Origin of the sequence: Fictibacillus sp. NPDC058756 (assembly GCF_042746035.1) — a bacterium.
GTDB lineage: Bacteria > Bacillota > Bacilli > Bacillales > Fictibacillaceae > Fictibacillus.
Map to the genome: position 1 here is coordinate 1,781,100 of NZ_JBHYPU010000001.1, position 23,509 is coordinate 1,804,608.

Consider the following 23,509-nt stretch of genomic DNA (forward strand, 5'->3'; position numbering starts at 1 on the left):
GTAAGGATTTTGAATATATGAGGTTTGGTGAATAATGGTAAAGTACGGCGTGAGTAAAGGAGGTACAAAATGGAGCGGATTTATTCAATAGACTTTATTAAATTTTTTGCCATATTTGCAGTGGTAGTCATACATATTTTCCCGTTAGATGGTTTTACAGGATATTTCATTATTGATAATATCGCCAGGTTCGCTGTACCATTTTTCTTTGCTGCTTCAGGTTATTTCTTTGCACAGAAAATGATACAAAAACATACATCATTTTTCCATTTAAAAAGCTATGTAATTAAGCTGATGAAGATTTATTTCGTCTGGTTGATTTTTTATGCCATATATGATGTTCTGCTCATACTTCTTAAGGGCAATGATATACAGGGAAATCTTATTAAATACTTTGATAAATTTACGCTATTAAACTTATTTTATTATGGTAAAGGAACCAGCGGGTATCAGCTGTGGTTCCTGACGGCGTTAATTTGGAGCACTATCATTGTTTATATTTTCATTAGATATAAAAAAATAAATGTTTTGTTTGTCCTAAGTTTGATTTTAAACCTAATCGGTCTTTTAGGACAGGCATATACGATGTTCTTAGACCTTCCTGTAAGTACGACAAGAGATGCCCTCTTCTTTGGTTTGTTTTATACGGCGTTAGGAGTGGTTTTCGCAGTTAACATACATTTAAAAAAACTAAGGAAAATAAGCGGAATAACCTATCTCGGTTTAGCGATAATCTGTACCTTTATTCAAGTAATGGAAGGATATTTATTAGACAAAGTATTGGATGGCAGCCATGGTGAATACTTTTTCTCAACGATTCTTGTTACTGCTTTTCTATTCTTCTTTGCTCTGAATAATAAAAAGATTGGAAAAGGATTGTGGATTACAAAAGTTGGCGGTAACGCGCTTGGTATCTATATTATCCATGTGTTTTTCTTAGACCTGATTAATAACGTATTAAAATATTTAGGCGTTAACCAGCTGCTATCAGAGAATTTAATCTGGAACGTATTTTATACCCTTTTTATTTTTATTATTTCGTATTACACCTATCATTCTCTGCAGCTAGTTAAATCGGAATTAAAAGAATAAATAATAAGCTTTTTAACGCTTCACCACTTCCCCTTCCTTACATATTCTGTATTACATTACGAAAGGGCTAATTACCCGTTCACAGGGGAGGTATTTAAATGGGCGTTGAACTAACAGCGCTTCATTGGATTTATGTTGTGATTATAGGCTTAATCATTGGTTTTATGGTAAAAAGACGTGATACAACTCTTATTTGTATCGTCGGTATTTTCTTAATTGCGATAGCAGCAACTGGTTCATTAAGCGGTTCGATCAGCAGTATATTTAATAGTTTCATATATGCTATTACGGAGCTTCTTCCAACAATACTTGTTATATCTATTATTGTTGCAATGAGCAGAACATTAACTACGACGGGTATTAACGATGTGATGATCTCGCCATTTTCCAAACTGATCCGTACACCTGCACTTGCCTATTGGACTATTGGGATTTTAATGATGGTTATCTCATGGTTTTTCTGGCCGTCACCAGCGGTTGCACTAATGGGTGCAGTCCTTCTTCCTGTAGCCATTCGAGTAGGTTTGCCTGCACTTGGAGTAGCGATGGCTATGAACCTATTTGGGCATGGTATAGCTTTATCGGGTGATTTCATTATTCAAGCTGCTCCTAAATTAACAGCTGATGCGGCGGGGCTTCCAGTAAACGAGGTAATCAATGCCAGCATTCCGCTTGTTTTTGTAATGGGGTTAGTAACAACAGTCGCTGCCTTTTATTTTTTAAGACGGGACATGAAAACGGGAAAACTAACCGCTGCAACTGGAGTGACAGATGAATCAGTAAAAGAACTGCCGAGTGAACAAAAAATAAATCTTTTATCAAATGGACAAAAGAAGTTCTTCGCTCTATTTATCCCGGTAATGTTCGCACTTGATGTGGCTGCAATGTCCATCCTAAAGCTTCAGGGCGGTGATGCGACAGCATTAATTGGCGGAACATCTGTTTTTATCCTTTTACTGATCACAATGGTCAGCCATAAAAATAAGGGACTTGAAAAAACAACTTCCTACATGATTGACGGTTTTCAATTTGGTTTCAAAGTCTTCGGCCCTGTAATACCCATCGCTGCTTTCTTTTATTTAGGTGACTCTGGTTTCACAAAAATTATAGGCGAATTCTTACCGAAAACTTCACAAGGTATTGTTAACGATCTTGGCTTAGCGCTTGCATCAGTCGTTCCATTAAGTAAAGAGATTGGAGCTGTTACATTAACAGCAGTCGGTGCAATTACTGGACTTGATGGTTCAGGTTTCTCTGGTATTTCTTTAGCTGGCTCTGTTGCCAATATCTTTGGGACGGCAATCGGAGCTGGTGCTGCAACTTTAACAGCCTTAGGGCAGATTGCAGCGATATGGGTAGGCGGAGGAACTTTGGTGCCATGGGCATTAATTCCGGCGGCTGCAATTTGCGGTGTAGATCCATTTGAGCTTGCAAGAAGAAATCTGAAGCCTGTTACAATCGGGTTAATTGTTACAACCATTGTAGCAATCTTTTTAATCTGATTAGAAAGGAGTGCAATAAGATCGATTGCACTCCTCTTTATTTTATTCATTTATTGGAATATTTCTTGTTTAGCAAATTCAAAAAAATTCACTGTATCTTCCTTTGATTGAAACCCTGCTTGTGCGGTTTTATCATTACCTCCGCCTTTTCCATTAAAAGACCCTAAATGTTCTTTCAAGAACTTCCCGCAGGATAAATTTTTAGTTCCATTATGGACAAGAATCACTTTGTTTTCCTCTGTTGCAGCAAATAAAATAAACAAATTATGTTCGTGTGCAATTTTAATGGCAAGTTCTTTTATTTCATTAAACGACTTGTTATCAAAAACATGAAAAAGAAAATCTTCTTCTTTCTTTAAAAGGAGTTCTTTTGCAACGTAAGCATTATTTTCTTCTTTGACTTTTGAAAGTTCTGATTCCAACCTCTTCCTTTCTTCTTCCCACTTTTCAATCCGGCTTATTACTTCATTTCGTCCTGTATTAAATTTTGCAGCTATCTTCCCTAATATTTGCTGGCCTTCATTGAGATCTTGAAGTGCCCGTAAACCACACTTAAAAGAGAGTCTTATGATCCCTTTTTGTTTTTCTGCTTTAAATAACTTGATAATTCCAATCTCGCCGGTACTTAAAACGTGAGTTCCGCCACATGCATTGTACTCTATGCCTTCAATCTCTACTATTCGAATATTTTCTGTTACTTTTGGCATTTTTAGAAGAGGCAGTTCAGCTAATTCCTCACTCGTTACATAATATGTATGTATAGATCTATTACGATAAATTTCCTCATTCGCGGTTTGTTCTATCTTCTCCATTTGTGATTGGTTAAGTTCAGATATATCAAGATCAATCGTTACATAATCTTGACCAAGGTGAAAACTCACAGTCCTCGCGTTATAAAGTGTGTAGCATACTGCTGACAATAGATGCTGTCCGCTGTGATGCTGCATGTGTTCGAACCTTCTTCTCCAGTTTAGTGTACAGAAAGCTTGTGTTATTTCTGGCAGCTTCTCTGTCATATGAACAACTTCACCAGTTTCATTAGTGAAAACATCTAAAACCTCAACGCCGTTTATCGTTCCCGTGTCGTGAGGCTGACCGCCACTTGTTGGATAAAAAGCAGTTTCTTCTAAGACCACAAAACATTGATCCTCTTTTGTGAATGATTTTTTTATGATTGTTTCCCATTCAGTTGTATATGATGAAGAGTAGTATATTTTTTTCGACATGATTAGGCCATCCCCTTCTAAGTCTCTATATTCAGTGTAAACTATCTCGATAATAAAATAAAAAAAAAGAGATAACCATGGTTATCCCTTTTTCTGAAAACTTACCAATTTCAATTACTGCTTCAAGCCCGTGTAAATGTAGATAGCATCTCTTAGAAATTCTGCTGTTCCTGGCTGTTCTTTATCATAATAGGCAGTAAATCTTTCGTCATCCACGTACATTTGTGCAAGCCCTGCATGTGCTTCCTTGCTATATTCATTCCAATAATAGATCAGCCATTGCTTATGCAGAGCAGCTGCTTTTTGAGCCAGCTCACCTGCAGGGTCTCCGGTTTTAAATGCTTCCGCTAATGCAGTATGCAGATCTTCACTAAGTTTAGTTACTTCATCATGCTCACTTTGAGTCATATTTAAAACTTTTTGGTTAGATTTGTTTACCGTATCGTCTCCATATTTCTTACGGATTTCTTTACCGTATTTGTTTTCATTATCTTCCACCATTTTTTGTTTGAAACCTTCAAATTTTTCTTTATCTGTCATCATAATTCTCCCTTCGTTAAAATTAATCGTTTTTTCTACATTGGCGATTAATTTATCTAACTGGACTCTTTTGTCGAGGAGCTGTTCACGGTGTTCGCTTAGAGCTTTTGCAGCATTAAAAGAAGGAGAGTTTACTATTTCTTTTATTTTGTCTAAATGGAGCCCTAGTTCCTTGTAAAATAAGATTTGCTGAAGCTTATCGACCTCTGTCTGCCCATAGATGCGATATCCAGAAGAGTTGATTCTTGCCGGTTTAAGAATTCCAATCTCATCATAATATCGCAATGTACGGGTGCTGACTCCAGCCAGCAAGCCCAGCTTTTGTACGGTATATTCCATGTGCTCACCTCCTGACAATTTTAGTTTAAACCTTTACGTTGCGTGAAGGTCAATGGTTTTTTGTTTAAATATTATAGAAAAACACTTTGAAGTTTTCCAAAGTGTTTTTCTATAATTCTTTAATGTATTTATTTTGATTCATAAACAAGCATTGATGACTTATCATCATCTGGTACAGCATATAATTTAAACGATTGATCTCTATTATCTACATAAACAGGATTACGTGTAGCGGTGTGCCCTTGATCTGAAAATAGCGAAATTGGAAGTTCGTGTTCAATTTTCATTGTTTTCTTATTTAATAAAGCTAATCCGCCTAATTCATATTTTGCAGAATTAGTTCCACTCTGCGGAAGTTCTGTGATTCCGCTGCAAATCATATTTTCTTTCCCGGCATCCTCACAATCCTGATAATCAATAAAGTGACTTGGATTCTTGGATTTGCTTACTACTTTTCCATTTTGATCAAACTCGTAAAAAGTTCTTGAACCCCAGCTTACAGCCTTGAGTTTTCCTTTCTTTTCGTCGCGTAAGATTCCCCCGATGTGATCATTCGTTCTAAACATTTCCTTTGATTTCATCGTTTTAGGATCCACTTTATAAATAATGGACTCACTGTCTGGTCGATATTCGGCAACAGATACCCAAATTGACTCTCCATCGAAAGCAATGCCTCCAGGATGGTACATATTCCCTTCACCAAGCTCAATATCTTTTAAAAGCTTCCCTTCATTATTGAAAACAAAAAGGTGGCCGATTCCTTTCCCTGCAGTGCGGTCATAACCATTACGAGGCTGCTCGTATTTCACAGGTTTTTCAATGATTTCAACAGAAGACATGTAGAATAAGTTCCCAATCTTGGTCATTCCTTGTGGATGATACGTGTTAAACTGCAAATCAACCTTACCTTTCTGTTCCCAAGTCGTATCACGAGAAAGCTGCTTAAAGTTTTCTTCAAATTGTGCTCCGTTTGAAATTGGTTTAAGAACATCAGGATTTGCATATGCCGTGGTAACTGAGCCAATCGTGGCAGCAGCTGCTAGTGTAAGCATGATTTTTTTCATATTCTTTCTCTCCTTCATCTATTAAACATTTATTGTGGTAATAACAATATACCGTCACCGATAGGACGTTCACCCGTTGGATCAGACGGAGAGCTTACCATTTTTTGATTCACTGTCATTGTTGTAGAACCGCCCCCGTCAAGATTTACTGCATCAACTGCACCTAAAGATTTAAGGAGCTGGGCACTTTCTTTAAAGTTTGCTCCTACGCTATAACCTGGTTTTCTGCCATCAATCGTTACCAAAAGAATTGCGCCATCACCTTTTATTCCAGCAACTGTTCGAGGATGACGTCTTTGACCGAACTGATAAAAGAATTCTGGATTATCAGGCTGGTGAAATCCTTCTGCAGTTGAAGGAATATCAATTTGGCCGTTTTGTAATAGCCGTGGTCCGCCATTAATAATTCCTGTTCCTTCATCAATTGAAAATTTGGAATCCTTTGCAATTATTTTTTTTTTAACTTTGACTTTTTCATCAGTTTTCAAATGCTCTTTTATCCAGTCAGCGGCTTCTCCTGTACCAGCTACAACTGTACTGCCAAAAGGAATTGTTCCTCCTCTGGACTCTCTTATATCAGTGACCATCCCTTTGTTATTAATTACAGCTTCAGCACCGTCTCCTGAAGGAGTTTTTATTCCGAAACGTGAGGAATACTCAATCAGTTCACCTGGATCTGTACAAGTGAAATCATGTTTTGGCTGATTTGTTTCATTATCCCCAATCCCACCGCATCCTCTAATCAATCCAGGTGTCCGGTTTAGTCCGTCAATTTCTTTTTTGTCGCCATCAGATGATGCTAAATGAATCTTTGTATTAACAGTGGATATGGATGCGTTGTTTTTCTCATTAATAATAAAACTTGAACGTCCATTCACAGCTTCACTAGCAAGCTTGCCTCCTACCATTGAAACGCCTGCAAGGTCACCTTCTGTACCATCTTTAGACCCCATTACAAAATATCCGCCATTAATACCTCCAATTGCATTTATTCTCTTAGACATACTAGTCAGTGTTTCTTTTTCAGGGATTCTATCATTTGCAATAACGGGAGAGATTTGTCCTTTAAACGTATTAGGATCAATTTCGAGCACATTAACGGTCCAAGGTCCTGTGGTAGGTTCTCCGTCTTCATCAGTAAAAATAACCTTAGACTCGTTATAGCCTTTAGACACGAGTTCTTCCTTTATGACTTTAGCTTCTGACTCTTCTTGGTAAGGACCGATTCTTACTAAATATCCGAGTGGTGTTTGTTCTGGATCATCTTGGGCTCTTTCGTTAATGGTTTTTATAAATGAAGAATAGCCTAGAGATGCTAGTTCTTCTCTTAATTTGTCGGCTTCTTCTTTTTCAGTAAGAAAATCTATGTTTACCATGTAGTCCGCTTCCTGACTTGCTTTTCCATAAACAATTCGCGAATATTTGATCCCTTTTTGTAATTTTTGAGTGTTTTGATATTCAATGTCTTCAAATGGTGATTGTGTCTCAGCTTCTACAGTTTTTATTATTGAGGCATTTTCCGCAAAAGATGTGAAAGTAACCATCATCAGTGCTGCGAGAGTTATATTTGAAGCTTTTTTTAACTTCTTCATCTAATCCTCCTTAGTAAAGTGTCTTCTTCACCTTACTAAATCGTTATTAAGATTAAGTAAATGGAGCGTTTTTTGTTTGTTAAAAAACAATGACATAGCAAGCATTTAAATTTAAACACAACAAAACCACTGTTTCCCAACAGTGGTTTGGATAACTGGTTTGGTTTTTAAGACATTTTAAACCTTCTTTTTGTTCTTACAGATGCAATTATGGCGATTAGCAATCCTCCTGCGGTATCGGCAAGAAGATCAATCATCGTATCGAAATTTCCTCCGCCCTGTAAGGTCATCGAAAAGAACTGATCCATACTGAACTCATAGATTTCCCAGACGACCCCGCCAAAAACAGAAAAGGACAGTACAAAAAGAAATACAAGCCAATATGAAATATTACTTCTTGCATGCTGATGTGTCATACGTTCATAAAGTGCAATTCCCACAAATGCCAAAAGTGCTCCGCTTAATAGATGTAAGAAAGTATCCCACCAGCCAAGATGATAAAAGCCTAAGATGGATCCTAAATATTGTGATGCGAAAAGAAAAGCAAAATAAGAAAGCATGATTGGCATATTAAATTTTATCTTTGTAAAAAGAATTAAACTTAATGGAACCAGTCCACAGAAGATACCGCCAAACGCTACCTGATAGCTATGGGTTTCACCTTTTGTGAAATAGTAAAAACAAAGGTAAGCCATAAAAACGGTATATGCAATACTTAACATTAAAAGGAATTTTCTTTTCATAGTATGGTCACCTCAACGGATAAAAACAAAATATTTTTGCCCCAAATAATTAGCGAAAGTATATAAACAAGAACCCAATAAAACAGATGCTTCTTTATTAGTAAGAATTTGAAGATCTGCAAGCTGAAATGCAGCGTTTATAATTTGATCACTCAGGCTATATGCCCCAAAATAAGAAATCAAAATGACTGCCAAAAACCGGAGACTGCTGCCGCCTACCGATGTTTTACTTTGAAATGTGAATTTCCGATTCAAAATATAACTTATAGCAGCACCTGCCGCATTGCCTATAAAAGTTGCAGGCCAATAACCAATATGAAATAGGTTCATTAATATAAAGATAACGGAAAGCCCAATACACGTATTTATTACTCCAACTAAGACGAATTTTAAAAATGAATTAGTTGGTTTCAGGAAGTTTTCGAAGGTTGAGATTATATGATTCATCTTTAGCTCTCTGTGTATTTTTTAGTTGAAGCGGCTTTGGAAGATGATTTGAGTCAGTTTCAACGATATACTTAGGTCGCCTCTTTGATTCTTTGTAGATTTTGCCGATATATTCGCCAATTAATCCGATGCCAATAAGCTGAAGCCCTCCGATCAGCCAAATGGAAGTAATAAGGGAAGTCCACCCGGTTTCGGTATTTCCGATGAACTTTAAGCCTAAGAAATAAACACCAAACAACAAGCTTACAAAAAAAGAAATCATTCCTGTCAGGAGGACAAAACGAATAGGAGTTACAGAAAATGAAGTAATACCGTCAAAGGCAAAATAAAGCATCTTTTTAAGCGGGTACTTTGTTTCTCCAGCCAGTCTTTCCTTACGATCATAATAAACGGAAGAAGACTTATATCCGATAAGTGGTACAATACCTCTTAGGAACATATTTACTTCCTCGAACTTTTCCAATTCAATTAAAGCTCTTTTACTCATCAATCGAAAATCCGCATGATTATAAACGAGATTTACACCCATCTTGTTCATGAACTTATAAAAGAATTCAGCTGTATGACGTTTAAAAAATGTATCGCAGTCTCGCTTTTTTCTAACGCCATAAACAATATCACAGCCTTTATTAAATTGCTCAATAAATAGAGGAATTACCGTGATATCATCTTGTAGATCAGCATCAATCGATAAAACACAGTCTGAAGTTTCCTTTGCTGTAAAAAGTCCAGCAAGCAAGGCGTTTTGATGACCTACATTTCCTGCTAGCTTTAAACCCCTGACATTTTCATTTCTTAAACTTTCTTTATGAATAATGGTCCATGTTTGATCCTTGCTGCCATCATCTACAAATAATAGCTTGCTTTCATCAGAAATAAGTTCCTCAGATATCATTCTTTTAAGCAGAACATGAAGGATATCTATCGTAATAGGTAATACTTCTTCTTCGTTGTAGCAAGGAACAACAATTGTTAAAGCGGGCTGTTTCATGAGAGTACCTCCTGGCTGTTTACATTGCTTTATATAAATAGATTTTCCATGCGGCCGTATCGGATTCAAAAACGTTTTCTAACTCCAGTTTTATTTCAGCGGCATTTTCTATAGGAAGCGCCGAAAAAATATATTCTCCGCCAAGCTGTTTAAAAGGTTCCATATTCAGCTGTACGTTCTTTAACATTTCACTGGAGTTCTTTTTGAACATATAATGCTTCCCAAGTTGGTCTGTAAATATGTAACAGCGTCCTCCCCACTCATCATAGTAGGTGCGCAGCCGTTTATTTTTTGCTAATTCTTTATCCATTATTTCCCGAAAGGCGTATTTGTATGTTAATGGATAGAAATTGTTATAGGTATCCAGTGTGTAAAATCCGTTGTATTGCGCGATGGCTGGATGTATTCCTATATTTGCGATCCTGTAGCTATTCAAAGGACGGTCAATATATTTTTCTATGTCTTGGAAGAGTTCTTCAGCATAAAATTCTTTTACTGTAGGTTTTTTACGATAAATCAACTCGTCGTTAAACAAACATAACAATACAATCTGTCCTAAGATAAAATAAGGAACGGTATTTTTAAGTGTTTTATAGTCCCAAATAATTTTAAGACCCAAAGCAAAGCCCATATAAATCACTAAGGGACGTAAAAAGTGAAACCTCGCAAAATTAAAAGTATCCATAAAATGAAACCGTTCTGTTAAAGGAAGCCAGCCTTTATAAAACCAAAACGCATACCATGCTGACAGTACAAAATTTAGTGCTAATAGGAAAACAAAAACTTTCTCCTGCTGCCAAAGCCTTTTCCAAATGACAACAATCAAAGCGAGTATGGTAACAAGCAATATAAACAAACCATGAACAGTCATGACATGAGTATGACCAAGTACAAAGTTCTTAAATGTAAGCCTGGTCACCCACCAAAATGGCAATCTTGCATGAAAATACTCGTCTCTTGTATTCGGTTCATCGTCATAAATAAACGAGTACACTAATCGATATTCAACTAACATAAATACGAAAGTCATAAACAAGATTGAAAAAAAGAACCGCCAATTCCAGCCCTTTTTACGGAGTACATCTGTAAGCCAAAAAATACCCATTGCAAATAAAAAGAAGAAAAAGCCTAAAACAAAACTCGAATAAAGGGGCAAAAGAGCAAGAACCAAATAGTTCTTCCACCCTTTTTCACCATTACGAATATTTAAGAATGCCCATAATGCTAAAGGCATACCAAGTGTGCTGAGCATCCCCGACGGCCAAAATGGAGTGAGAGCAAAAGCCAGGGCAGTACCAATCGTGATCACTGCATACTTTTTCTCGTTTAAGAAATGTTTTTTTAATAATAAATACATGCCTACAAAAGCAAAAAACCTTGTTATGCTTTGACTTATCGCATAAGCAATCATTGTAGGGAATATTGCGTGAAGCCAGATAATACCACTAAATTCTGTTCCAAGTGCATTCCGGGGAAGGCCGTTAATAATCTGAGGAATTGTTGAATTTACCCCGCCAAAAATCTGTCCGCTTTCTTTTAAAACTTTATACCAGGCGAGATTTGAATCAAGGTTATCATGAACACGAATATGTGCATTTTCTCCTAAAATAAATAAAGGTGATAAATAGAGAAGAATAATTGATAGTGCAATGTACAGCAATTTCTGTTCATTTGAAGTAATCTTTTTAAATGACATGAGAACACCCCATCACTAAAATAGAGTCGTATTCAGGTTTAACATAAAAAAAATATTGTATACCCTATATGTGGCCAATAAAAAAAGACACTTATATAAGTGCCCGGAATTGAATGATTGCTGTACATTTATTTATTTTTTATTCCGCCATTATCCCAAAATTCCTGAATGGCTTTCCTTAGTAAAACAGCATTGTCTTCTGCTCTTGTCGGAATAGCTACTGCCCAGCCCGCAGTCTCAGAAGCTGCATTTAGTTTTAATTTTTCCTTTGTTTGCATTGGTGAATAAAACTCTATGTGAAAACGATAATAGCTCTCAACATTGTCTGAATTGCTGGGTCTTCCATGGATACCCATCATAAATGGAAACGTACGGTTAAATAAGCGGTCCATTCCGCCAATCACTTCTTGAAGAATATCGCCCAAAGCGTTCTTTTCTTCTTCAGAAAAATCCGTCAGTGCCGTTTTATTTTCTTTACTTACAATAAAAAGACCAAAAGGAGTGTCAGTAAAAAAAGGAATAAATGCAATAAAATAATCATTCTCTAAAACTACTCTTTGACCAAACCGTTTCTCCTCTTTAATCATGTCATCAAACATATTTCGTCCAGTTTTTTGTAAGTACTTTTTACAATTATCTAACTCAACCTTCACTTTTTGAGGAATAAAAGGATAGGCATAAACTTGACCGTGAGGATGAGTAATCGTTACTCCCACTTCTTCTCCTCTGTTCTCAAAAATCATTACATATTGGTGCTTTTCATCCTTATCTAATTCGTCAAAAGTTTTTGTCCAAAGATCGATTACCCGTTTCATTTGTGATCTTGTAAGATCGGGGAGCGTAGCATTATGATCAGAAGAATAAAGAATAACCTCGCATCTGCCTGCAGCTTCTCTCGTTTGATACAAGCCTCCTCCTACATCTTCAGGTTCTGGAGGTTCAGCTCTAAGTACAGGATAATCATTGTGAAATACATGAACATCGTAATCTTCAGGTACTTTACCTGACCCTGGGCAAAAAGGGCAATGATCTTTTGGTAAATAAGGTCTGAATTGTCTTTTTGCGGATACCATTACCCAGCTGTCCAAAAGCGGATTGTAACGAAGTTCAGCCATTCAACTCACCCCCAGAAGTAATACTTATGATGTAATACACGAATGGTATCCATTATCAAATTAATGGGTTATTGAATATTAGTCTTTAATTAATTTTATTAATGGTGGTTAAAGAACATGAATGATTTAAAAATTTGAAGAGTTTAGCCTCTATCCAGATTCAATATGTACTTGTACACTTCTTTTCCGAATATTACGGAAGTAGAATGGTAGTGAAAAAATTATTTAGATAAAAAAAAGCATGAGAGCTATTTTCTCATGTCTTTTTGGAGGAACTAATATGAAGGTGAAAAGTAAAGTTAATCCCAAGATAATCATTCTGTTATTTGCTGCGGCTGCGATAGTAGTCGGTAACACAATATTAAAAACAAGCGGGATTATTTCTTTGTTTATTTTTCTAACCGGAATCGTGCTTATCTTTTTGGGAACATGGAAACTGCTTTATTCACATAAAGCAAAAAAGTTTTGGCTGAACGGTTTTATTCTTGCGGGGGTGTTTATTGTGTTTCTTTCCATGTGGCTGCCCTCACTATTATTCTTTCTTTAATTAAGGCTCATTTCTAAAAGCTTGTTGCTTTTTGAACATTTTTTGTGGAGTACGCTTCTTCGACTAGTTAATTGGAGCCCAAGGTGCGAGACTCCGGCGGGATCAGCGTGCCAGCTACCTGAATATTCTTCTCGCAAGGCATGCGACGAGGAAGCTCGCTTCGGCGGATTTTCTTGTAGACACAGGAGCAGCACTTCATATTTTTCACTTAGGCTAACCGCACGCCCCGCGGAAAGCGAGCATCCTGGAACGGAAATTAACCACTTTCAAGAGCAACAAAGAAAACATCCTTAATTAATATCCTTAATAAATGCAATCAGCCGGTTAGCTTCCTTAAATCCAACTTGTGTATGAAACAAATAGCTTGTTTCATTATTAAGTTCAATATCTGAACCGATTTGAGAACACCCTTTGCTCTTAAGCCATGTTTCCCCTTTATCTAATAGTTTTTTTGATATTCCCCTTCTTCTTAAATTAGGCGATACATAAATACCTTCAACAAAACCTGTTGGACTTGAAACTGCTCCTTCTACATAATCACTTCTGATTGAGACATGAATAAATGCTGAAGATTTTTCATTTATTATGTACAGGAACACCTTATCTTTCGATGAATAAATAAGATCTGAAAACTCCTTTTTTAACTCGTCAAAATCATTATTTGGCCAAAGATCTACACCCATTTCTGTTAAATGATCTAGATATTGTTCACTTGCTTCAACTATAGAGTCCATGTGTACCCCTCTTATTTTTTATTTATCTCTTACCATTCGAATAATTCGGTTGAATTCTCCTTCATAATTATAAATCTTTTAAGTTTCTTTTTATATTTCTTTCCTTTATAGTCTAATTAATTTATAGACTTAATTATGGAAAAGAGGGATAGCAGATGAGATATGGAATTAAGATTTTCTTTTTTGTAATTGGGTTATGCATCTTCAGCTATGGAATTGCATTAGCCATTCAAGTGAAATATTTAGGGGTAAGCCCATGGGATGTTTTAAATATCGCTTTATTTGATAAATTCGGATTAACGATTGGCACATGGAACATTATTGTGGGACTTGTTCTGATCTCAATAACATTAAAGATTAATAAAAAATACATAAACGTGGGTACTTTTTTAAATGCTGTTTTAGTTGGTGTATTGGTAGATACTTTTTTATATTTTGAACTGCTCCCTAGCTCATCCAGACTTCCTTTTGATGTACTTATATTATTTATGGGCATTGTTTTGATGGGGATAGGCGGTGGTATGTATTCTGCTGCTGGAATAGGAGCGGGACCCAGGGATGGTTTCATGCTGTCAATATCGGAGAAAACGGGCATTTCTATCAGCAGAGTTAGAATTATGATGGAATGTCTTGTACTATTAATTGGATTATTAATCGGTGGACCTGTCTTCATTTTCACATTCATCTATACCTTTATTCAGAGCCCTATCTTTCAGCGTTCCTTTCATTTTTGTTCGAGATGGATTGAAAATTTGCTGGAATCCATAGAGGATAAAAAGAAAGCAGCCAGTTGAGTTTATCCCTTACAGTTCATGGAGTTACTGTGCTACACTATAGTAAGCAAGCATAAAAACAATAGTAACAAAAGAAGGTTTTGTGATGAAGAGTAAACCAGATTATAAAACTAACCAACTTCTCCAAATATCTATAGCTCTATTGTCAGCTTTAATTGGTGGATTCTTTTTTTACTTTTTTAAATTGCCTATCCCTTGGCTTTTGGGACCGATGACAGCAGTATTAATAGCCTCTAATCTAGGAATAATCAAGCTGCACTGGCCAATATATATCCGAAATACAGGGTTAATTATTGTCGGTTATTCAATCGGTCTTACTTTTACACGGGATACACTCTTTACGATGATATCAAAGCTTCCATCGATGGCATTTATGACGTTCCTCCTTATATTGATATGTACCGGAATGGCTTTTTTTATTTCACGTATTACCGACATTAATTTCCCTACAGCTTTAACTAGCAGTATTCCAGGAGGTTTATCGCAAATCATATCATTTGCAGAAGAAACAAAAGGAATTGATATTACCACTGTTACTTTCTTTCAAGTGATCAGAGTTATTATGATTATCCCTTTCTTATTTTCAGTCCCTTGTTTTCTAAAGAAGGATTGGAAACTGTTCCACAAGTTATAAGCACTAATGTGCAGCAGGAGTTTTTTCCGCAAATCATTTCATTTGCGATATTTTCTGTATTAATTGCTCTTATAGGAAAAAAGATAAATCTGCCCACAGCCTATTTATTAGGACCAATTCTAGGGATCGCTTTTTTGAATGTATCAGGTGTTCAGGGACCGCCTCTCCCATCTGCAGTTTTGGATATCTCTCAATTTATGATTGGTGGTTATATAGGTTTATTACTAAAACCTGATAAATTAAAACATAAAGTAAAAATTATTCCTGTTGCCCTATTCAGCAGTTTAATTTTAGTGGGAATGTCATTAGGAATGAGCTTTTTGCTTGTATGGCAGTATCAATTTTCAGCTATTACAAGTTTCTTAAGCCTTGCCCCTGGCGGTGCGGATCAAATGGGAATTATTGGACATGAATTAGAAGCTGATGTATCAATGATTACGGGTTATCAATTATTTAGAATTCTGTTCATATTCTTTGCAGTACCTCCCCTATTAAAATTAATCTTAGGGTTTAGTTTGAAGAAAAAGGAATACGATGGTGAGTAATATTTCACCTTATTAAACATTAATAGACCCCAATGTCTTAAAGACATTGGGGTCTTCATAAATTACTTTCTAACTCTTACTACTCTTCCCTCGTTAACTTTTAGCATCTCTTCCACACTTATTTTTATAAGGGAATGTGGAGACCCTCCTCCCGTATATATATGAGACTGTTCTGTTACTTTAGGATCTACTAAAAAGAAAGCTTTATATCCAAAAGAAGGCACCCCTCCAACAGGAAAACCAGTTTGCTCAAAAATCTCTATTTCATTAGCTAACCTTGGTTTAGAGATATTTAATTCTTTACCAACACGGGTTGTGCTGGCACGATCTTCACCTTTTACAATTGCGACAATTAAACTTTTATTTTCGTCGATTAGACAAATGTTTTTTACGAACTCATCTGAAGAAGCATCCATTGCTTGTGCGGCGTCTTCTACTGAATGACAAGACTCTGATAAAGTATAATGCTCTGCTGATAGATTGTTTTCTTCTATGTATTTTTTCATTATATTTTCATACTTTTCCAATTTTAATTTCCTTTCTTTTTTTGATCAGTTATCATAATGCTGATAATACTGCTCCAACTGCTTGAATCCAGCTTCCTGCTACTATTAAAGACTGACTGTATTCGTGGTCACAATTAGGATCATCCAGCTCAAATTTCTCTCCAAGAGCCTGTAAGGCGTTTCCGGCTGCCTGTAATAAATTTGAAATCACATTGATTGCTTTATTTAATAAAGGACTTGAATGGTTGTTATTGTATTAGCTGCTTTTTAAATTAATTTGTTTCCATGTATTAGCGAGGTCATCACCTATTTGATTGATTAAATCATTAGTTGTGAAATAGTGCATATGAGATAACGGTGACCAGCTGCTGATCAGATTCCCGCTATTTATTTCAACATCACTTGCAACAGCTTTATCATATGCATCATTTAGCGGTTTAAGCGGGTACCCAAAGACATCATCTTTGTCGTACATATTTATCCATTTCCCGCTCAGGCTGGGATAATATTTTTTCAGATAAGGTGAGGGTACATTTATTGGCACATCAAAGTCAGCATATCTTAAACTCCATAAAGCCAGCGGGCTTCCTAAAGAATAGAATCCTGTCAGTGTGTCTCCTTGTTCCAGTGGTGTATCAGCCATACTTTTTTTCACCATCTCAGGAACTCTATCAGGTATGTATTGTAAATCATAAAAATAATTGCTTGTAATTACCGTTCCTAAACTGTGACCTATAACAAATAAAGGTGCGTTTTGACCTGCTTTTTCACCCAGCTTTTGAAGTCCCTTCGCGTAGACTTCATGAACCTTTATGTAGTTCGGATTGTGATTTGCAGAGGGCTGATAAGCGATGGCATCACCAAAAAAATGAATAACAAAATGTCTCAGCTTTGCAAAATCTAATTCTGCAGCTTTTGAGAGCTTTTCCCACATCTCATTTTCTCGTCCATTGAACACATTGCCCCAATAGATTGGCTGAATAACTAACTCTGCTTCTGGGGCTGGTAAATAAGGTTTTAGATTTTGTGAAAATCTTTTAGTCAGCTCTTCTGAAAAAATATCTGAAAAATCTTCTTTTTGGTCCCCGATCCCATGCAGGACAGCTACAGCGATTTTTATTGTCATGATGCTTCACATCCCCTTGTTAGATTTAATCCTGATAATGCTGCAAACGTATACTTCCATAAAAGAAAATCAATACTAAAAGTAGATTGTGAGGGATTTTTTATTATGAAAAAAAATTACTTTCATATATTTCTATTAACGATGGTTATCGCTTTTTTTATTTGGTCAATCATTAAGCCTGCACATTATCCCATATGGATATTAGAAGTTGGCCCTTCTGTAATTACCATTTTGGCTGTTCTTTATTTTTATAACAAAGTAAGGCTCACTAGTCTTTCTTACAGCATCATTGCATTATTAACGATAATGACCTTTATCGGTGGCCATTTTACGTATGATGATGTTCCTCTTTTTGATTGGATTCAAAAAAAATATGAGCTTGAAAGAAACCACTATGATCGATTTGGCCACCTTCTTAAAGGATTAACCTTTATCGTTATTCGCGAAATATTAATTTTAAAAACTGCTTTACCCATAGGAAAGTGGGTTCAATTTATAGCGATTAATGTGACTCTCTCGCTTGCTGGGTTTTACGAAATTGTTGAATGGATCGCCAGCAGAATTTCAAATAGAAAAACGAAAGACTTTGTTGGTGCTCAAGGAGATATTTGGGACGCTCAATGGGACATGTCCCTTACTTTAGCGGGTTCAATCATTACCTTGCTCCTATTAACGAGATTGCATAATCGATTTATAAAATCCCTGAATGATAAAAGCTGGTCATGAATTTATTATTGTTATTTATATTAGTTAAATAAAAGGCAAATCCTTTTAAATACTCCTTCCCTCTTTCTATAATTTTTAGGCTTTTGTTTAATAATAGAATGAGGTGGAATCATGAAACGTTTTCTGATCGTAATTAGTACATTCTTAGCAGGTTTTCTCCTATATTTTGGATGGACAGGTTATGTAGAGGAAGAATTTAAGGTTACTGAATACAGGGGTCACATCCTTTATAAAATTCGTTCTGAACAAATTATAGATCTGGGGACTGCAACGACAATTAAGCCAAACTACAAAATTGTTCTTTCAACTGGTGATGCACTAACAGTCCCCTATCCCATATATCAAAAATTAAACAAAGGTGAATATACGATTTTGTTAGAACAAAATAATCGTATTATTATCCCGTAACGTAAGAAAGCACACTCGAATGACTTGAGTGTGCCTTTCTCTTTTAATTCCTTACGTCTGTTACAGGAAAGAGCGGGAATTCCAATGCAAATAAATAAGCTAAACTTATCGTTAAAACAAAGTAACCGATAAATAACAGGTCATAAATTGAAAATCCTATATGATAATAAAATGTTCTTTCGTTTGAAGAATTAAACCTTTTCGCTTCCATGGCAACTGCAATACGAAAAGCTCTTCGTATACTTTGTGAAAGCATAGGAATCGGGAGTGATTTAATACTCTTCAGCACATTCGTTATTCCTTTTTGACTTTGAACTCCTCTGACTTTCTGTGCATCCCGAATGGTCTGTAATTCTTCAAACATAATTGGAATCAGCCGAATTGCCGCCATAAAACTATAAGCATATTTTGGCTGAAGTTTAAGCTGCTGCATCAGTGAATAAAAGAGCTGGACTGGCTTTGTCGTCAAAACGAATGTTATACCCATCATCGCAAATGCAAGTGCTCTAAAACCTAAGTGCAAACCCCTATATAAACTTTCCTCTGTAACGTGTATAAGCCCCCATTTCAATAAAGTTATTTCGCCTTTTCCAAATAAAATCATAGAAACTGCCGTTGAGAAAAATACAAGTAAAAAAGGAAGGAGAAAAAGTAAAGTATGTTTATAGGGTTGACCTGTACAAAAGAAGAACAATATAGAGACGGTCAATGTAAAATTAATCATAAAATTCAAATGATGGATCGTTACAGCAAATATAAATAAAAAAGTGAGTGTTAATAGTTTAAGAGCAGGGTTAATCTTATGCAGCCATCTTTCTTTAAATGCTGTATGCATACACGTTATCCCCTGATCCTCTTTTTTTCTTATCCTTCTTCCAGTCGTTGATAACTTTTCCATTCTTTACTTCCCATATTCTAGTGGCAAAATGATGTATGATATTTAAATCATGTGTGACCATAATGATGATTGTTCCTTTTTGGCTCTCTTCTTGCAACAATTCAAGCAGCTTAAATGTATTTTTAGAATCCTGTCCAAAAGTAGGCTCATCCAATAATAATAACTGAGGATTTTGTATAAAAGCAGTGGCCACACTCAATCGCCGCTTTTGACCAAGTGACAGATTATAAGGATGTTGTTTCTGTTTATCATTCAACCCGAATATTGTTAAGAGTTCATTTGCCTTTTTAATAACATCTACATTATTCTCTTCGTTTCTTTGCCTTAATTCATAAGTAATCTCATCTATTACACTATTCGTTAAAAATTGATATTCAGGATTTTGAAAAACATAATATGCTTTGTTCTGCAAGTCAGAAAAATTCTTTATTGGTCGTCCATCGATTCTGTAATCACCGGATGTGTTTAGTAATTGCATCATCGATAATAACAGCGTGCTTTTCCCAGCCCCATTATCTCCTGTAACAGTAATCCATTCACCAGAGTGAACGGCAGCTTTTTCTAAAGTAATCGCAATTTCTTTTTTTCTGTATCCTTGAAAGTTTTCTAAACGCAGCATATTAACACTGTGTTTCGTGAAAGTGTTTTGGACATTCTCTTCTTTATATTCCTCCCATGCACCGGGAAACCATATTCCAAATTTTTTAAGCTCATCTTTGAAATTGGAAAAAACATATGTTGAATTTCCATCCGCAATGATTTTTCCGTCATGTGTAAAAACAATAACTCGATCGATAAAATCTATGATCTGATCAATTTTATGTTCAACAATGATTACCGTCTTATCTTTTGAAATAACTTTAACAGTATCCCATACTTGTGCAGTACCCTCTTCATCAATTAATGCAGTTGGTTCATCTAAAAATATCACCTCAGGATCTAAAGCTAAAACTGATGCTAGTGCTAAACGCTGTTTCATTCCCCCAGAAAGTGTTCGAATCTCCGTATGAATGTCATCAAGGTGGAGACCGACAGTATGTAGAAGCTCTTTAATTCTGATAGGCATTTTTTTTCTCGGTACTCTAAGATTTTCTAAAACAAACGCAATTTCTTCATCAACAAATGGCATACAGAACTGTGAATCAGAATCCTGAAATACAAATCCCCATGAATCGGGGATTTTTATGCTCTCACTTTTGATTGGAATATCAATCGATTGTGGAATGAGCCCCGATAAGACTTGCAGAAGTGTAGATTTTCCGCATCCCGACGGCCCAAGTAATAATACTTTTTCACCTTTTTGAAATGAAACAGACAAATCTTTAAATAATAGTCCTTCCTCTTCTGGAAACTTTAATCTCAACTTGTTAACGGATGTAATACATTCCATAAACAAACACCTCTTTTATTGATCCAATGATTCAAAATCTTTTCGTGATGAAGATCTGACGAGATTGGTAACACCAGTTGCTTCAAGTGCCTTCACGATGGCAATAGCAAAGACTCCTGTAAAAAGGATGGTTCCGATAAATCTAAATCCAATATAGAGGATAAGATTCCAAGTTGATAAATCACCAATATATCCTTTATAAAAGTCCAAGATTAAAGAGCCTAGACAAGAACTTATCCCTGCCAATGAAACAGCCAATAAATCATAACGTTTATACCTAAATGCCATGAGTAAGAGTTCAGCAAATAAACCTTGAGCTATACCATATAACAATACCTCTAGCCCGAATTCTGATCCCATTAAAAATTCTCCTGAAGAAGCAGCAACTTCTGCAAGGAGAGCCACTCCTGGTTTGCGAATGATCAAAAATGCCGCTGTTGCAGCCATAAACCACATCCCATAGATTAATTGATCAATGTGAAGACCTAATGGTTTAACGGCATAATAGAGAGGTCCCCATAGTTTATAAAGAATTCCAAAACCGGTCGAAATTACAATCGTGACTAATATATCAGTCAACTTTAATCTCTTAGACATTTTCAGTTCTCCTCTCACTGCTTAAGATGCGCGTATTTGGAACCGGCCATTTTTCTAATGTAAAAGCCATCTCCCAAAACAAATATTCAAACTGGCAGCTGAGTAAAAAGTGCTGTGTCATTTTTTTTCTTTCAGCGTGACTCGCATTCTCTGCTAAGTTATCTAATCGGCTTATTTGTTCTTGAACAAGCTGACCAAACCACTCTCCTCCATATGCAGCGATCCATTCCTGGTATATAGGTTCTTTTGGCTCAGCCCCTTCAAACCTTTCTCCGATTTCATGATAAATCCAATAGCATGGAAGAATGACCGCAATTATTTCACCTAAACTTCCAGTGTCAGCAACTCGATACAAGTGTGAAGTGTAATTATAAGCGGTTGGTGCAGGTTCAAATTCAGCTAGTTCTTCTGCTGTGATATGAAGTTGTTTAATAAACCTTTCGTGCAGTGCTAACTCTGCTTCATTCGTCCCTTGAGCATGTGCAGCCATTCTGGAGGTTGTGTATAAATCATCAGCTCTTGCAGCTCCTAATGCTTGAATTCTTGCAAAATGTGATAAGTAATAAGAATCTTGCAGCACATAATATTTAAATTTTTCTAAAGGCAGATTCCCCTCGGCAATTCCTCTTACGAATGGGTGATTGAGATTGGCTTCCCAGATTTGGTCAGCTTGTTTACGCAGTTCTTCAGTAAACGCAGGCATATAAGTCCTCCTCAAGATAGTTTTTAACCAACAAAAAAACCACTTTCAGCAATAGAAAGTGGTTGTAGAGAAAACATAATAAGTAATAAAGTTTCCGTAACAGCCACTTCCCTACGCTGGTATAATCCAGATCAGGTTCTAAGAGTCTCGAAGTCAAACTTCGATCTCAGCCTTTAAAAGGCACCCCTAGTGGTTTCGTAAAATTATTAAGTTGGTATTATGTTTTAAATCATAACAGGCTAGTTATAATTGTCAACTAAAATAGCAATTAAAAAAGATGGATCTCTCCATCTTTTTTGAATGGCTGTTTTCGTATTCGATGTTGTTTTTGAAAGTAGTTGATTTCCGTTTCAGGATGCTCGCTTTCCGGGGGGCGTGCGGTGAGCCTCCTCTGCCCTTTGCGCCCTTAGGAGTCTCACCTGTCCCGCTGATCCCCCAGGAGTCTCGCACCTTGCACTTCAATCAACTTGTCAATGAAGAAATGAGTTGAAAGCGACAATTACTTTACAGACCTTAGAATTAATATTATTTGCTCATTGCTTCTGTTAGTACAGGTACAATCTGTTTTTTACGTGATACTACACCTTTTAATACAGCTGTATTGTTTTCAAGCTTCACGTTATATGCGTCTTCAACAGATTGAGCTCTTTTTCCGAGTGCAAGTGCTGTTGAATCATTTGTTAGAATGTCTGTTACTACGAACATGAATAAGTCTAATTCTTTTTCATCAATTACTTTCGAAATTGCAGTTTCTAGGTCGTCTTGATGTTTTAATACATCACTAGCATCTACTGTATTCACTTGAGCTACTTCTATTTTGCTTGCGCCAATGTTAAATTCTTTTGCGTCGAGTGAGATTAGCTCTTCTACGGACTTATCGCTTAAGTCTGCTCCAGCTTTTAGCATTTCAAGGCCATAAGCTTCTGCATCTACGCCAGCGATTTCAGCCAGCTCTCGAGCTGCTTCAACATCTTCTTCTGTACAAGTTGGTGACTTTAATAAAAGAGAATCAGAAAAGATCGCAGAAAGCATTAATCCAGCAATGTTCTTTTCTACTTTAATTCCTTTTTCTTTATAAATCTTATTTAAAATCGTAGCTGTACACCCAACAGGCTCAGCACGGTAATATAATGGATCACTTGTTTCAAAGTTTGCGATGCGGTGATGATCGATAACTTCTAAAACACGTACTTTATCAATGTCATTAGCACTTTGCTGACGTTCGTTATGGTCTACTAAAATGACAGCGTTTGTTTCCTCAGAAACAGTTTCCACTAAGCGAGGAAGATCTGCTTTAAAATAATCAAGTGCATACTTTGTTTCACCATTAATTTCGCCTAAGCGAACCGGCTCAACATTTAGTCCAAGTTTTGTTTTTAGATCTGCATATACAATTGCAGATGTTATTGTGTCAGTATCGGGATTTTTATGACCAAAAATAAGTACTTTTTCCATGCTTCTACTCCTTATTTATAAATAGAATTTTCATAGCCAGCCCTTATTTTATCATAGAATAAACGCTTTTGGCTTTTAGAGTTTATTGTAGCATGGAAA

Annotated in this window: 26 protein-coding genes and 1 riboswitch; of the genes, 8 read left to right on the forward strand and 18 right to left on the reverse strand. The window is 36.2% G+C overall.

Features of this window, described 5'->3' with window-relative positions:
- Positions 1-69: 69 nt before the first annotated feature.
- Both ACFW35_RS08965 and ACFW35_RS08970 read left to right on the forward strand, forming a co-directional pair.
- A complete protein-coding gene (locus ACFW35_RS08965) occupies positions 70-1,092 on the forward strand; it encodes an acyltransferase (RefSeq protein WP_379845170.1) in 1,023 nt (340 codons plus the stop codon).
- A gap of 98 nt (positions 1,093-1,190) precedes the next feature.
- Positions 1,191-2,594: a hypothetical protein gene (locus tag ACFW35_RS08970; RefSeq protein ID WP_379845172.1), complete on the forward strand. Its 1,404-nt coding sequence runs from the start codon at positions 1,191-1,193 to the stop codon at positions 2,592-2,594.
- A 50-nt stretch (positions 2,595-2,644) separates the two neighbouring features.
- Here the strand turns inward: ACFW35_RS08970 and ACFW35_RS08975 are convergent, their stop codons facing one another.
- The 9 genes from ACFW35_RS08975 to galT all read right to left on the reverse strand — a co-directional run bounded on the left by ACFW35_RS08975 (position 2,645) and on the right by galT (position 12,347).
- The gene (locus tag ACFW35_RS08975; protein ID WP_379845173.1) at positions 2,645-3,820 is read right to left on the reverse strand and encodes an alanyl-tRNA editing protein; all 1,176 of its coding nucleotides are present in this window, start codon (positions 3,818-3,820) and stop codon (positions 2,645-2,647) included.
- Between the two features lie 114 nt (positions 3,821-3,934).
- The gene (locus ACFW35_RS08980; RefSeq protein ID WP_379845175.1) at positions 3,935-4,699 is read right to left on the reverse strand and encodes a MerR family transcriptional regulator; all 765 of its coding nucleotides are present in this window, start codon (positions 4,697-4,699) and stop codon (positions 3,935-3,937) included.
- 128 nt (positions 4,700-4,827) lie between these two features.
- Positions 4,828-5,763 (reverse strand): DUF6454 family protein, encoded by a 936-nt coding sequence (locus ACFW35_RS08985; RefSeq protein ID WP_379845176.1) that lies wholly within the window; start codon positions 5,761-5,763, stop codon positions 4,828-4,830.
- 29 nt (positions 5,764-5,792) lie between these two features.
- Positions 5,793-7,355 carry a phosphodiester glycosidase family protein gene (locus tag ACFW35_RS08990; protein WP_379845178.1) on the reverse strand — a complete coding sequence of 521 codons (1,563 nt, stop codon included), beginning with the start codon at positions 7,353-7,355 and terminating at the stop codon, positions 5,793-5,795.
- Positions 7,356-7,522: 167 nt separating this feature from the next.
- A complete protein-coding gene (locus tag ACFW35_RS08995; RefSeq protein WP_379845179.1) occupies positions 7,523-8,098 on the reverse strand; it encodes a hypothetical protein in 576 nt (191 codons plus the stop codon).
- Between the two features lie 12 nt (positions 8,099-8,110).
- Entirely contained in the window at positions 8,111-8,545 is a 435-nt protein-coding gene (locus ACFW35_RS09000) for a GtrA family protein (protein WP_379845181.1), read from the reverse strand.
- Complete coding sequence (locus tag ACFW35_RS09005) at positions 8,499-9,536, reverse strand: glycosyltransferase family 2 protein (protein WP_379845182.1); 1,038 nt, start codon at positions 9,534-9,536, stop codon at positions 8,499-8,501. The genes ACFW35_RS09000 and ACFW35_RS09005 overlap by 47 nt, the downstream gene beginning before the upstream one ends.
- A gap of 19 nt (positions 9,537-9,555) precedes the next feature.
- Positions 9,556-11,232, reverse strand: coding sequence for a DUF6044 family protein (locus ACFW35_RS09010; RefSeq protein WP_379845184.1), 1,677 nt, complete (start codon positions 11,230-11,232; stop codon positions 9,556-9,558).
- 128 nt (positions 11,233-11,360) lie between these two features.
- Positions 11,361-12,347 carry a galactose-1-phosphate uridylyltransferase gene (gene galT, locus ACFW35_RS09015; RefSeq protein ID WP_379845186.1) on the reverse strand — a complete coding sequence of 329 codons (987 nt, stop codon included), beginning with the start codon at positions 12,345-12,347 and terminating at the stop codon, positions 11,361-11,363.
- 280 nt (positions 12,348-12,627) lie between these two features.
- On the opposite strand from galT, the gene ACFW35_RS09020 reads away from it, so the two are divergent.
- Entirely contained in the window at positions 12,628-12,894 is a 267-nt protein-coding gene (locus ACFW35_RS09020) for a hypothetical protein (RefSeq protein WP_379845188.1), read from the forward strand.
- A gap of 290 nt (positions 12,895-13,184) precedes the next feature.
- On the opposite strand, the gene aac(6') is transcribed toward ACFW35_RS09020, so the two are convergent.
- A complete protein-coding gene (gene aac(6') / locus ACFW35_RS09025) occupies positions 13,185-13,628 on the reverse strand; it encodes an aminoglycoside 6'-N-acetyltransferase (RefSeq protein WP_379845189.1) in 444 nt (147 codons plus the stop codon).
- Positions 13,629-13,783: 155 nt separating this feature from the next.
- On the opposite strand from aac(6'), the gene ACFW35_RS09030 reads away from it, so the two are divergent.
- From ACFW35_RS09030 to ACFW35_RS09040, 3 genes are all read left to right on the forward strand, one after another.
- A complete protein-coding gene (locus tag ACFW35_RS09030; protein ID WP_379845191.1) occupies positions 13,784-14,422 on the forward strand; it encodes a YczE/YyaS/YitT family protein in 639 nt (212 codons plus the stop codon).
- Positions 14,423-14,507: 85 nt separating this feature from the next.
- The gene (locus tag ACFW35_RS09035) at positions 14,508-15,056 is read left to right on the forward strand and encodes an AbrB family transcriptional regulator (protein WP_379845193.1); all 549 of its coding nucleotides are present in this window, start codon (positions 14,508-14,510) and stop codon (positions 15,054-15,056) included.
- A complete protein-coding gene (locus tag ACFW35_RS09040; RefSeq protein ID WP_379845194.1) occupies positions 15,014-15,601 on the forward strand; it encodes an AbrB family transcriptional regulator in 588 nt (195 codons plus the stop codon). Before ACFW35_RS09035 ends, ACFW35_RS09040 begins: the two co-directional genes overlap by 43 nt.
- Before the next feature lie 62 nt (positions 15,602-15,663).
- Here the strand turns inward: ACFW35_RS09040 and ACFW35_RS09045 are convergent, their stop codons facing one another.
- The 3 genes from ACFW35_RS09045 to ACFW35_RS09055 are packed head-to-tail and all read right to left on the reverse strand — an operon-like array spanning position 15,664 to position 17,233.
- Positions 15,664-16,128 carry an aminoacyl-tRNA deacylase gene (locus tag ACFW35_RS09045; RefSeq protein ID WP_379845196.1) on the reverse strand — a complete coding sequence of 155 codons (465 nt, stop codon included), beginning with the start codon at positions 16,126-16,128 and terminating at the stop codon, positions 15,664-15,666.
- A gap of 31 nt (positions 16,129-16,159) precedes the next feature.
- Positions 16,160-16,324, reverse strand: coding sequence for a DUF6944 family repetitive protein (locus tag ACFW35_RS09050; RefSeq protein ID WP_379847444.1), 165 nt, complete (start codon positions 16,322-16,324; stop codon positions 16,160-16,162).
- Positions 16,325-16,363: 39 nt separating this feature from the next.
- On the reverse strand, positions 16,364-17,233 hold the full coding sequence (locus ACFW35_RS09055) for a chemotaxis protein (RefSeq protein ID WP_379845197.1): 870 nt from the start codon (positions 17,231-17,233) through the stop codon (positions 16,364-16,366).
- 105 nt (positions 17,234-17,338) lie between these two features.
- Between ACFW35_RS09055 and ACFW35_RS09060 the strand changes: the two genes are divergently transcribed.
- Together ACFW35_RS09060 and ACFW35_RS09065 are read left to right on the forward strand one after the other, a co-directional pair.
- Positions 17,339-17,959, forward strand: a complete 621-nt coding sequence (locus tag ACFW35_RS09060) for a DUF2238 domain-containing protein (RefSeq protein ID WP_379845199.1) — start codon at positions 17,339-17,341, stop codon at positions 17,957-17,959.
- Between the two features lie 111 nt (positions 17,960-18,070).
- A complete protein-coding gene (locus ACFW35_RS09065; protein ID WP_379845200.1) occupies positions 18,071-18,367 on the forward strand; it encodes a hypothetical protein in 297 nt (98 codons plus the stop codon).
- Positions 18,368-18,410: 43 nt separating this feature from the next.
- On the opposite strand, the gene ACFW35_RS09070 is transcribed toward ACFW35_RS09065, so the two are convergent.
- From ACFW35_RS09070 to ACFW35_RS09090, 5 genes are all read right to left on the reverse strand, one after another.
- Positions 18,411-19,202: an energy-coupling factor transporter transmembrane component T family protein gene (locus tag ACFW35_RS09070; RefSeq protein WP_379845202.1), complete on the reverse strand. Its 792-nt coding sequence runs from the start codon at positions 19,200-19,202 to the stop codon at positions 18,411-18,413.
- Positions 19,186-20,655 (reverse strand): ABC transporter ATP-binding protein, encoded by a 1,470-nt coding sequence (locus ACFW35_RS09075; protein ID WP_379845204.1) that lies wholly within the window; start codon positions 20,653-20,655, stop codon positions 19,186-19,188. The genes ACFW35_RS09070 and ACFW35_RS09075 overlap by 17 nt, the downstream gene beginning before the upstream one ends.
- A 15-nt stretch (positions 20,656-20,670) precedes the next feature.
- Positions 20,671-21,252: an ECF transporter S component gene (locus ACFW35_RS09080; protein WP_379845205.1), complete on the reverse strand. Its 582-nt coding sequence runs from the start codon at positions 21,250-21,252 to the stop codon at positions 20,671-20,673.
- On the reverse strand, positions 21,245-21,955 hold the full coding sequence (gene tenA / locus ACFW35_RS09085) for a thiaminase II (RefSeq protein WP_379845207.1): 711 nt from the start codon (positions 21,953-21,955) through the stop codon (positions 21,245-21,247). Before tenA ends, ACFW35_RS09080 begins: the two co-directional genes overlap by 8 nt.
- A 91-nt stretch (positions 21,956-22,046) precedes the next feature.
- A riboswitch (TPP riboswitch) is annotated at positions 22,047-22,153 on the reverse strand.
- 327 nt (positions 22,154-22,480) lie between these two features.
- Positions 22,481-23,410, reverse strand: coding sequence for a manganese-dependent inorganic pyrophosphatase (locus tag ACFW35_RS09090; protein ID WP_379845209.1), 930 nt, complete (start codon positions 23,408-23,410; stop codon positions 22,481-22,483).
- Positions 23,411-23,509: the final 99 nt, after the last annotated feature.

Bases quoted from the DNA above. Each gene is read 5' to 3' on its own strand.
- ACFW35_RS08965 (WP_379845170.1), top strand. From the start codon at position 70: ATGGAGCGGATTTATTCAATAGACTTTATTAAATTTTTTGCCATATTT.
- ACFW35_RS08970 (WP_379845172.1), top strand. From the start codon at position 1,191: ATGGGCGTTGAACTAACAGCGCTTCATTGGATTTATGTTGTGATTATA.
- ACFW35_RS08975 (WP_379845173.1), bottom strand. From the start codon at position 3,820: ATGTCGAAAAAAATATACTACTCTTCATCATATACAACTGAATGGGAA.
- ACFW35_RS08980 (WP_379845175.1), bottom strand. From the start codon at position 4,699: ATGGAATATACCGTACAAAAGCTGGGCTTGCTGGCTGGAGTCAGCACC.
- ACFW35_RS08985 (WP_379845176.1), bottom strand. From the start codon at position 5,763: ATGAAAAAAATCATGCTTACACTAGCAGCTGCTGCCACGATTGGCTCA.
- ACFW35_RS08990 (WP_379845178.1), bottom strand. From the start codon at position 7,355: ATGAAGAAGTTAAAAAAAGCTTCAAATATAACTCTCGCAGCACTGATG.
- ACFW35_RS08995 (WP_379845179.1), bottom strand. From the start codon at position 8,098: ATGAAAAGAAAATTCCTTTTAATGTTAAGTATTGCATATACCGTTTTT.
- ACFW35_RS09000 (WP_379845181.1), bottom strand. From the start codon at position 8,545: ATGAATCATATAATCTCAACCTTCGAAAACTTCCTGAAACCAACTAAT.
- ACFW35_RS09005 (WP_379845182.1), bottom strand. From the start codon at position 9,536: ATGAAACAGCCCGCTTTAACAATTGTTGTTCCTTGCTACAACGAAGAA.
- ACFW35_RS09010 (WP_379845184.1), bottom strand. From the start codon at position 11,232: ATGTCATTTAAAAAGATTACTTCAAATGAACAGAAATTGCTGTACATT.
- galT (WP_379845186.1), bottom strand. From the start codon at position 12,347: ATGGCTGAACTTCGTTACAATCCGCTTTTGGACAGCTGGGTAATGGTA.
- ACFW35_RS09020 (WP_379845188.1), top strand. From the start codon at position 12,628: ATGAAGGTGAAAAGTAAAGTTAATCCCAAGATAATCATTCTGTTATTT.
- ACFW35_RS09030 (WP_379845191.1), top strand. From the start codon at position 13,784: ATGAGATATGGAATTAAGATTTTCTTTTTTGTAATTGGGTTATGCATC.
- ACFW35_RS09035 (WP_379845193.1), top strand. From the start codon at position 14,508: ATGAAGAGTAAACCAGATTATAAAACTAACCAACTTCTCCAAATATCT.
- ACFW35_RS09055 (WP_379845197.1), bottom strand. From the start codon at position 17,233: ATGACAATAAAAATCGCTGTAGCTGTCCTGCATGGGATCGGGGACCAA.
- ACFW35_RS09060 (WP_379845199.1), top strand. From the start codon at position 17,339: ATGAAAAAAAATTACTTTCATATATTTCTATTAACGATGGTTATCGCT.
- ACFW35_RS09065 (WP_379845200.1), top strand. From the start codon at position 18,071: ATGAAACGTTTTCTGATCGTAATTAGTACATTCTTAGCAGGTTTTCTC.
- ACFW35_RS09070 (WP_379845202.1), bottom strand. From the start codon at position 19,202: ATGCATACAGCATTTAAAGAAAGATGGCTGCATAAGATTAACCCTGCT.
- ACFW35_RS09075 (WP_379845204.1), bottom strand. From the start codon at position 20,655: ATGGAATGTATTACATCCGTTAACAAGTTGAGATTAAAGTTTCCAGAA.
- ACFW35_RS09080 (WP_379845205.1), bottom strand. From the start codon at position 21,252: ATGTCTAAGAGATTAAAGTTGACTGATATATTAGTCACGATTGTAATT.
- tenA (WP_379845207.1), bottom strand. From the start codon at position 21,955: ATGCCTGCGTTTACTGAAGAACTGCGTAAACAAGCTGACCAAATCTGG.
- ACFW35_RS09090 (WP_379845209.1), bottom strand. From the start codon at position 23,410: ATGGAAAAAGTACTTATTTTTGGTCATAAAAATCCCGATACTGACACA.